This is a genomic window from Flammeovirga aprica JL-4, assembly GCF_012844305.1.
Lineage (GTDB): Bacteria > Bacteroidota > Bacteroidia > Cytophagales > Flammeovirgaceae > Flammeovirga > Flammeovirga aprica.
In genome coordinates this window covers 1-8,033 of the sequence record NZ_JABANE010000191.1, presented here as the reverse complement: position 1 = coordinate 8,033, position 8,033 = coordinate 1, and the positions used below count along the sequence as shown (strand labels likewise).

The window sequence follows — 8,033 nt, the reverse complement described above, 5'->3', positions numbered from 1 at the left end:
GGCACAATGGCGTGTGAATTTTTGGCACAATATGAGTGAAATGGGTGGCACAACGGCGAACGGTGTATCCAGTACTTCTGTTATCAAGCAGTTGTCTAAAGATGACACACTTAGTGAAAAGAGTGTCGATCAAAAATATTAAATACCTAATTTAGTTTTCAAGTGAAATTTCTTTCTTCACCTCTGAAATTGTTAATGTGATAGTGTTGTTTTTGTAAAACTCTTGATCTAATTCTTGAAGTCGATGATTTAGGTATTTGACATCCTTGTACTTTTTATGGTTGAGATCAAGAAAGACTTGAAGTTCTTTTCTAACAGTCGAATAATTTTTTTCTGATACTAATGCAGTGTTTTTTATTAAATCATAAACTGATTGATGAACTAGTGTTTCACGGAAGTCGATGATAATTTCATGTTTATAACACAATTCTAATAACTCCATTAAATAGGATAAGGCATTAATTGAGAATGTTTTGTATGATGATATGAAATCTTTAAGTATGTAAACATTGTTAGCTCTTAGGTACTCGGTAAATCTCTTCAACCCATCAATATTACCAATACTAATTAGGTACTTTAAAATAATAAGTTCTTCTTCTTGGGAATGAGAAATAAGAAGTATGGTTTTAAGTTGCTTAAGGCAGAAAGAAAATTCTCCTTGATCAAGAAGTATATCTAAAATACGCCACTTTATTTCGGAGTTAGATTTAGTAAATAATTCTTTAAAAGTTTCAATGTTTTTAGTTTTTTTCCAATATGAAGTTAGTAAACCATAATCATCTTTATTTAAAATTTCTGATTCAATAAACGGGAAACTTTCGATATTGTCTTTTTCTAGTAGGTAATCCAAATATTTGCCTCTAATAATTTTATTATTTAACCCATTTTCAAGGTTGATTAGCATCCTTTCAATAATTAACTCTGAACTTATCCAATTGTTGATGTAAGTAATATTACTATTATTTTCCTCACTATCAGTCCAAATAAACAACAACATATCTAACATGATACTGTTAGAGTGTCTTAAATTTAGTTTTAAAGAAAAAAAGTAAACCCATTGAGCTAAATAATCTACAGAAAATGAGTCACCTGATTTGAAGGTAATAGCAGTACTGAAGTCAATTTTTGATATATTTTCATTCACCCAATCAACAAGCCATTTTTTTTGTAAATCATTTAGTTTTTTATCGAAGTCTTCTCTAAGTAAGGTATTGTATAACCTCCTGATTAAATATTTCTCGACATTTTCAGTGTTATCAAACCACTTTAGAACTTCTTGTAGAGTAACGACTTCTTTCTCTTTATTTACAAATGTCTCTAATATTTCAAATACTAGATTGGAGTCAAAGTATTGTAGTTTAATAATCTCTTTTCTGTAATAATGCATATCTCTTATTTCAGTTTTGCTAAACTGACTTTTTTCAGAAAGTTTATATGCACTGATTATTTTATCCTTAAGTTCCTTTGGAGTAAAAAGTAGATTGAAATCCTTTTCTCTGATTTCCGTGAAAATATCTTTGGTTTTTATCTGAGGTAATATACAGATCTGTTCACTGATTCCTTCTTTTAATGTCTTGGCATATGGACTTTTAAGAAAATAAAGAATATCATAAGTAAATATTGTAGTCTGATGATCAATTTCATTCGCTAATATAGCTGATATTAGTATTGAAATATTCTCTTCATCGACAAGGTATGTAATAGCATCAGATTTGTTACTTCTACACATTTTAAGATTTTCACCTTGTATGATATCTTTTAAAGCTTTGCTTTTGGTGGAAGTTTGCTCAAAAAACAATCTAATTATTAGTCCTTCATTAGAATCGTAATAATTCATTTTAGAGCAATACCAATTTAGTATGATTGGGAAAATTGAATGATGACTTTTAAGATATAAATCAATTGAATGTTGTATTATCTTTTCAATTAGATTTTTAGATTCTGAGGTGTATGTCAACGTATGATATGAAAGTTCCATTACATACATAATCAATATTTCTAATGATTGTGGAGTAGTAACTAGTAAAAAACATTCAATAATTTGACTTTCTTCTCCTACATTAAAACTAGTCATCCGATCTACTTCCTCAAAACCTGATATTCTTTGCGTTAATTTGTATCCTTCAATTAGAAAATGAATTTGCTCATTACTTAAATTATTCTTCTTAATTAACGAATAGACTGCCTTTCTGATATATTGATTATTTCTATGATCTATAGATCGGATTAATTGATTTGCAAACTTATTATCTATTCCAATTTTAGTTAAAGCTTGAATACAATTAGCGACATACTCCGATACTTCTTGACTCAAATCATTCACATGTGTTTTTATTTCTGTCATTAAAAAATCACATGCTTCAGAATGACCTATCCCTTTGAAATCAAAGTATTGAAAGATGCGAATTGCACTACTTTTGACTTCCAAATTATTCTTTTCACTAGTGATTTGTTTTTTGAGGTAATGAACGACTTCATCAGATTGCCCAAAGTTAGCAAGTCTACTTTCATTAAATTTGTTAGAATTGAGCCAAACTTGATATTTTTTGGTACGTTTGAATATTTTTTTGAAGACTTTTATACTGAGTTCTGTTGGAATTACTTCCTTTTCAGCTGTAACAATTGAGTCTGGATCACTATTTATCAGCCAATCTATTAGTTTTGAACGAACCTGTTCATCCTCTAGTACACTAAACAGAAAACCAGTAATATTAATCCACGAAGGTTTAACTTTTTTCCAATTTTGGTAAGAAATAAATGATATGATCCTTTCAAAGGAATATCGACACAACGCTTTAGCTGATAGGTATTCTTGAAAAAGTCGATGATCAAATTCCCAAGAAACGAGTTGAGTATCTTTCTTATAAAACTTCGTGTATTGGATTATTTGGAATTTTTCAGTATCATCATCGAGAAATTGCTCAAGTTCATCTTCTTCCAAAGAGGAACGTTGATATAGTTCCATTGATAAGGCTAATTGTTCTAGTATTCTTAAAGTTGTTCTAATAAAATGCTTTTTATCGTGTGTAGTAGCATATTTATTTTTGTCATATTTAATATTTTTCTCAATCAATGCGTCAAATAAATCTTTTCGATTCTTATTTAATTGACCATTACCGGAATACTCATCTAGTAAATGGGACAAGTAGAAAGGATTATCAATCAAGTCCGTATAGCCCATAAGGTAAATTTGCTCACGGAACTCATCAAGATTAATGTTGTAGTATTTTTGTACAAAAAGCTTTACATCCTCTGAATATAAACTAAGCGAAGCTAAAGATATGTTTGTAAAATCATCTCCTAAAATTGCAGAAGTAACCAAGTGATTTGTTCTACATGAAATCACAATTTTGACATTTGGGTAGTTTTCTGAAAAACTTATTATTTCTCTTACCGCTATGTTAAAATCACTACTTCTTACTTCATCCAAACCATCTAAAATAATGACTAAAGAATTTTGAATATTCTCCCAATTTTTTGGTAATAAGGAGCTAATTGTTTTACCTGTATATCTTCGAAAAGAATAATAAAAGGAATATAGGTTGTTATTTTCTTCAAGGATGAGTTTTAGTCTCTTAAGTTCTACAGTTTTCCCGATTCCTCCATTTCCAAGTATTAATACTCTCTTATTTTCAAGAATAATTGAATGTAAATCGGTCTCATTTTTAGAATAGGTCTGATAAAAGTTTGAATCTTGATTTTCTTCAAGAAGATAGTAGCTCCTAGGAATATATCTTTTTAAAGTTTGCAGATCATCTGTAGAAAAAGATTGCTTGAATAATGAAAAGTCAATTTGTTCATCTTCATCTAATTTTTCTTCAATTGAGCTTAATGTACCTTTAACATCATCCATTGCAACTACTAACTCTTCCGCATCAATTTTGATATCACCAATTTTATCTTCAAATTCTTTATTAGTTTCACTTAATTCTTTTTGATGTAAAGAGGAAGATTTTGAATAGTTTTCTTTAAAAATCTCCATGAAGAGAGAAACTTCATCTACGAAGTTTACTTTTGAGGAATCTAAAGTGGTTGTATTATGGTAAAGTAAGATGTCTTCTATTTTACTTTCAAGATTATTATAATGTCTTGATGAGTATGCTTTTTCAATTAGTTTTAAAAGTTCTTCTCCTTTAAAAAGAGAAGCTAACTCTTTTCCTTTCTTTTGTTCGTATTGGTATAAGCTATGATTGAAAATAGAATGTATTTCGTTGGAAAGTGAGCTATTAACCTTTAGTTTTTTGAGCAATCTAAAGATTGAAAAACTCTTTTTTTCTAAATAGGGCCGAAAGTTTAGGAAAGTGGTTCTTGCTTTTTTAACAAATACAATTACAGATGATACATCACTCATTTCAATGGGGTTTGCTTGTTTTCTGATGTAATTTAAAACTAAATAAGGTCAACAACAATACTTGTGCATTGAGAGACTACTTGAATTGATTATGTTATTTCCAAAAAATGTGAATATGGGTTTGATTTGTATTCTATATTTCCATTTTTTGGAAATATAGATATTGAAAGTTTATCATCCATTTCATAAATGTCATTCAAAAAGTTATAGGACTGTTTAATCTTAAGTTAGATATATTTTATTATGTTTTTGCATGAATGAATTTTAAAAGAGAGAGAATTTTTTATATGCAAAAAGATATAAAAAGCAGATTGTCAATCAAATTATATGTATTTAGATATAAAAAATATAATAGGTACTTTATCAGAGTTCATGAAACGTAGAAGAAAACAAACGGATTTAAGCCACAAAGATTTGCTGAAAGATCTAGGTTGCTCTGACTTTGATTAGAAAAATATAGCAGATCCAATGTATGGTTTATCATTTTGAATTTGCTTACTCATCACACTGACAAGGATTTGGAAAATGGATTGGTGAATAATATTACCATATTTGATAGTATTTGATTTATGATTAGATTGGTTGTGAATTCAATGAATAAGTATGGAGAACCAAATACCATCACACCAGCACAATTTCTATTCAGAAATAAAGAAAATCTTAGCTTCTGCAAAAACTAAAGTGAACTCAGTAGTTAATTCTGCGATGGTAGAAGCCTATTGGTCCATTGGAAAACGTATTGTAGAAGAAGAACAGAAAGGAGAAGCAAAGGCAAAGTACGGAAGCTTCTTGATAAAAGAATTATCGAAACAGCTAACTGAAGATTTTGGTAAGGGGTTTTCAATGAGAAACCTAAAATATTTTAGACAATTCTATCTGCTTTTTCCTGATTTTCAAATTGGGCACACACTGTATGCCCAATTGAGTTGGAGTCATTACAAATTATTATTTAGAGTTAATGATATTGATGCTAGAAGGTATTATCAGAAAGAATCAGTTGAAAATCAATGGTCAGTTCGAACCCTAGATAGAAACATATCAACCCAATATTATCAACGGCTATTAAAATCTCCATCAAAGGAGTTAGTGGAGTTTGAGATGAAAGAAAAAACAAAAGACTTGGAACTCAATCCTGAAAATTTCATTAAAAACCCTTCAGTATTAGAGTTTTTAAATCTACCAACAAACTTTGCCTATACAGAACAGGAGTTAGAAAAAGCATTGATCGATGATATTCAACAATTCCTTTTGGAACTGGGGAAAGGTTTTGCTTTTGTTGAACGCCAACAATTGGTTAGGACAGAAACTTCTGATTTTTATATTGATCTTGTGTTCTACAATTATATTCTGAAGTGTTTTGTATTGATTGAAATTAAAACGGAGAAGTTATCACATCAATCAATTGGTCAACTAGATATGTATGTTCGTATGTATGATGATCTAAAAAGAAATGAAGGAGATAACCCTTCAATAGGTATTCTTTTATGTGCTGATACTGATCAAACTATTGCTAAATATTCTGTATTGAATGATAGTCAACAATTATTTGCTTCAAAATATTTAACTTACCTGCCTACAGAAGAGGAATTAAAAGCCGAAATAGAAAGACAAAGAGAGGTTTTTAAGGAGAGATTGAAAGATAATTAAGTCGAAATTTAAGAATGTACCACTTCCAAGACATATCAGAAATCATAGGCACGCTCAATGAGGGAAAAAAGCTTATTGATGAGATTTTTAAGAACAGGAAAAGATACGATTATGAATATGAGCAAGCGTTGGAATTGTTGGGAGAAGGAGGAGAGGTCAAAATTCAACGTTTGATTGATAAAGGTATTATAAAAGAAAATGGACAGCACCTTGAAATAGAAGATCAGTTTCTTTCCTTTTTTGAGGAGTTGATGCAGGTAAATGAAACCATCAATATTTCCTCTTTTAACGAGCATATCAAAATTATAAAGGAGAATATTGACTACTTCTCTAAGGAAAATATTCAACAGAGAAAGCAACGTTACTTCAATATAATCAAGAAGGATTTAGGTAGAATTGGTAAAATCTGTTCTCGAAACATTGATGATTTGATCAGAAATATTGATACTACTTTTAAGACGGAAGAAAACTATCAGATCAAATTAAAGAAGCTTGAAAACTTTAAAGGGAAAACCGAAGAGATTCAGAATTTAATTGCTCAATCAAGGCATTTGATTGATAAAGAAGAGGTTTCCTTTTTTGTGCTTTCTGCTGATGAAGAGTTACAGACTATAGTGGTGGAGTTGAAGAAAGAATTCAATTCAGCCAATCATAATCTGGTTGAAATTCAAAGACAATTACTTCAGTATATTAATCAAGTGCGTCACAATTCTCAAGTGGTAGAGAAAGTCAAGCAACTGAAATTATTGATGGATCAGGTGGAGTTGGAAGCTCAAACCAATATCAAAGAAGTCCTTAATGAGAGGAAGGAAGTACTTTTTGAGAAAAGGAAAACATATCCACTGAAGTTGGATTTAGATATTCTGGAGAATGATGAAGTGTATCAATTGATTAAAGAGATCAATCAAAATCAAAAAAATAAGGAACGTAGAAAAGCACCTTCAGCAGAAGCTATTGATGTTAACCTTTTAAACCAACAAACTGAAAGTGTCTATTTTATTAATCATGAAGAAGTAAAACGAAGTTTTCTAGCTCAAGGAAATGATCTGTTTAATTTTGTATTTCATTATGAATTCCCTTTTGAAGTATCTTATGTCGAATTGGTCGGGTGTTATTATAAGATCATTAATTACTACAGTAATGAAATTGAGATTACCGACGATAAAATAAGATACAAAGACCGATATTTTGCGAAAGTTTACCCTAAAAGAAAGAAATATGCCTAGAGAAAACTATAACAAACAAATTTTTGAAATCCTGAGTAAAGGACATTTTATTTCCTCAAACTCTATCAATCCTACACAGAAAAAAATCTATCAGTATTTAGAAAAAGAGAAGGAGGCGACACAGGATTATTTTGATCAGATCGGTTTTTACTTAGTGGAAGGGAAGGACTGTTTTTATTTCAGTAGAGAGGAGGACAAGAGCACACTGAAAAGCAAGTTGGAAAGAGCGATGCGATGGATCAGTATTTTAGATTTTTTCAAGTCGTATGATGAATCTTTTGGAGTGGGAACGCAAATTACACCTTCAGAAATCTCATCTATTATTGGGGTAAATCAGAACTTAAAAAATAAACTCAATTTATTAAAAAGGATCACTAAAAAAGAGAAGTACGATGAGAGTGTCAATGAACTTTTTGAGATCTTAAAAAAGGAAGGCTTTGTGGAAGTAATTGATGACCTTTCTATGACTTACAAAGTGTTGAATTCTTTTTCTTACCTCGAAGAATTGATTTTGAGCATTGATATTGAAGAACCAACAACAAACGAAAACTAAATATGAGAACCCTCAATAAAGTTATATTAATCCATTGTGCGAATATTCCCTACGCAGAGATAGAATTGGATAGTAATTGTCACTTTGGTGGTACGCAAGGTGTGGGGAAAAGTACAATTCTTAGAACGCTTTTATTCTTTTATAATGCGGATACCAAGAAGCTGGGGATTAAAAGAGAGCAAACTCGTTTTGTTGATTGGTATTTGAAAAATGATAATTCTTACATCATTTATGAGGTAGCTACGGAAAGAGGGAG

Annotated in this window: 5 protein-coding genes; 4 read left to right on the top strand and 1 reads right to left on the bottom strand. The window is 30.2% G+C overall.

Translation table 11 applies throughout. From position 1 onward, the window contains the following. Window positions 1-151: 151 nt before the first annotated feature. Window positions 152-4,351 carry an NACHT domain-containing protein gene (locus HHU12_RS32265; protein ID WP_169660860.1) on the bottom strand — a complete coding sequence of 1,400 codons (4,200 nt, stop codon included), beginning with the start codon at window positions 4,349-4,351 and terminating at the stop codon, window positions 152-154. 603 nt (window positions 4,352-4,954) lie between these two features. Here HHU12_RS32265 and HHU12_RS32260 point away from each other — a divergent pair. The 4 genes from HHU12_RS32260 to HHU12_RS32245 form a co-directional block, all read left to right on the top strand. Continuing rightward, entirely contained in the window at window positions 4,955-5,998 is a 1,044-nt protein-coding gene (locus tag HHU12_RS32260) for a PDDEXK nuclease domain-containing protein (protein WP_169660859.1), read from the top strand. Window positions 5,999-6,012: 14 nt separating this feature from the next. Then, the gene (locus tag HHU12_RS32255) at window positions 6,013-7,224 is read left to right on the top strand and encodes an AAA family ATPase (RefSeq protein WP_169660858.1); all 1,212 of its coding nucleotides are present in this window, start codon (window positions 6,013-6,015) and stop codon (window positions 7,222-7,224) included. Further along, the gene (locus HHU12_RS32250; RefSeq protein ID WP_169660857.1) at window positions 7,217-7,777 is read left to right on the top strand and encodes a condensin complex protein MksE; all 561 of its coding nucleotides are present in this window, start codon (window positions 7,217-7,219) and stop codon (window positions 7,775-7,777) included. Before HHU12_RS32255 ends, HHU12_RS32250 begins: the two co-directional genes overlap by 8 nt. A gap of 2 nt (window positions 7,778-7,779) precedes the next feature. After that, a partial coding sequence (locus HHU12_RS32245) for an ATP-binding protein (RefSeq protein ID WP_169660119.1) occupies window positions 7,780-8,033 on the top strand: 254 nt, incomplete at its 3' end.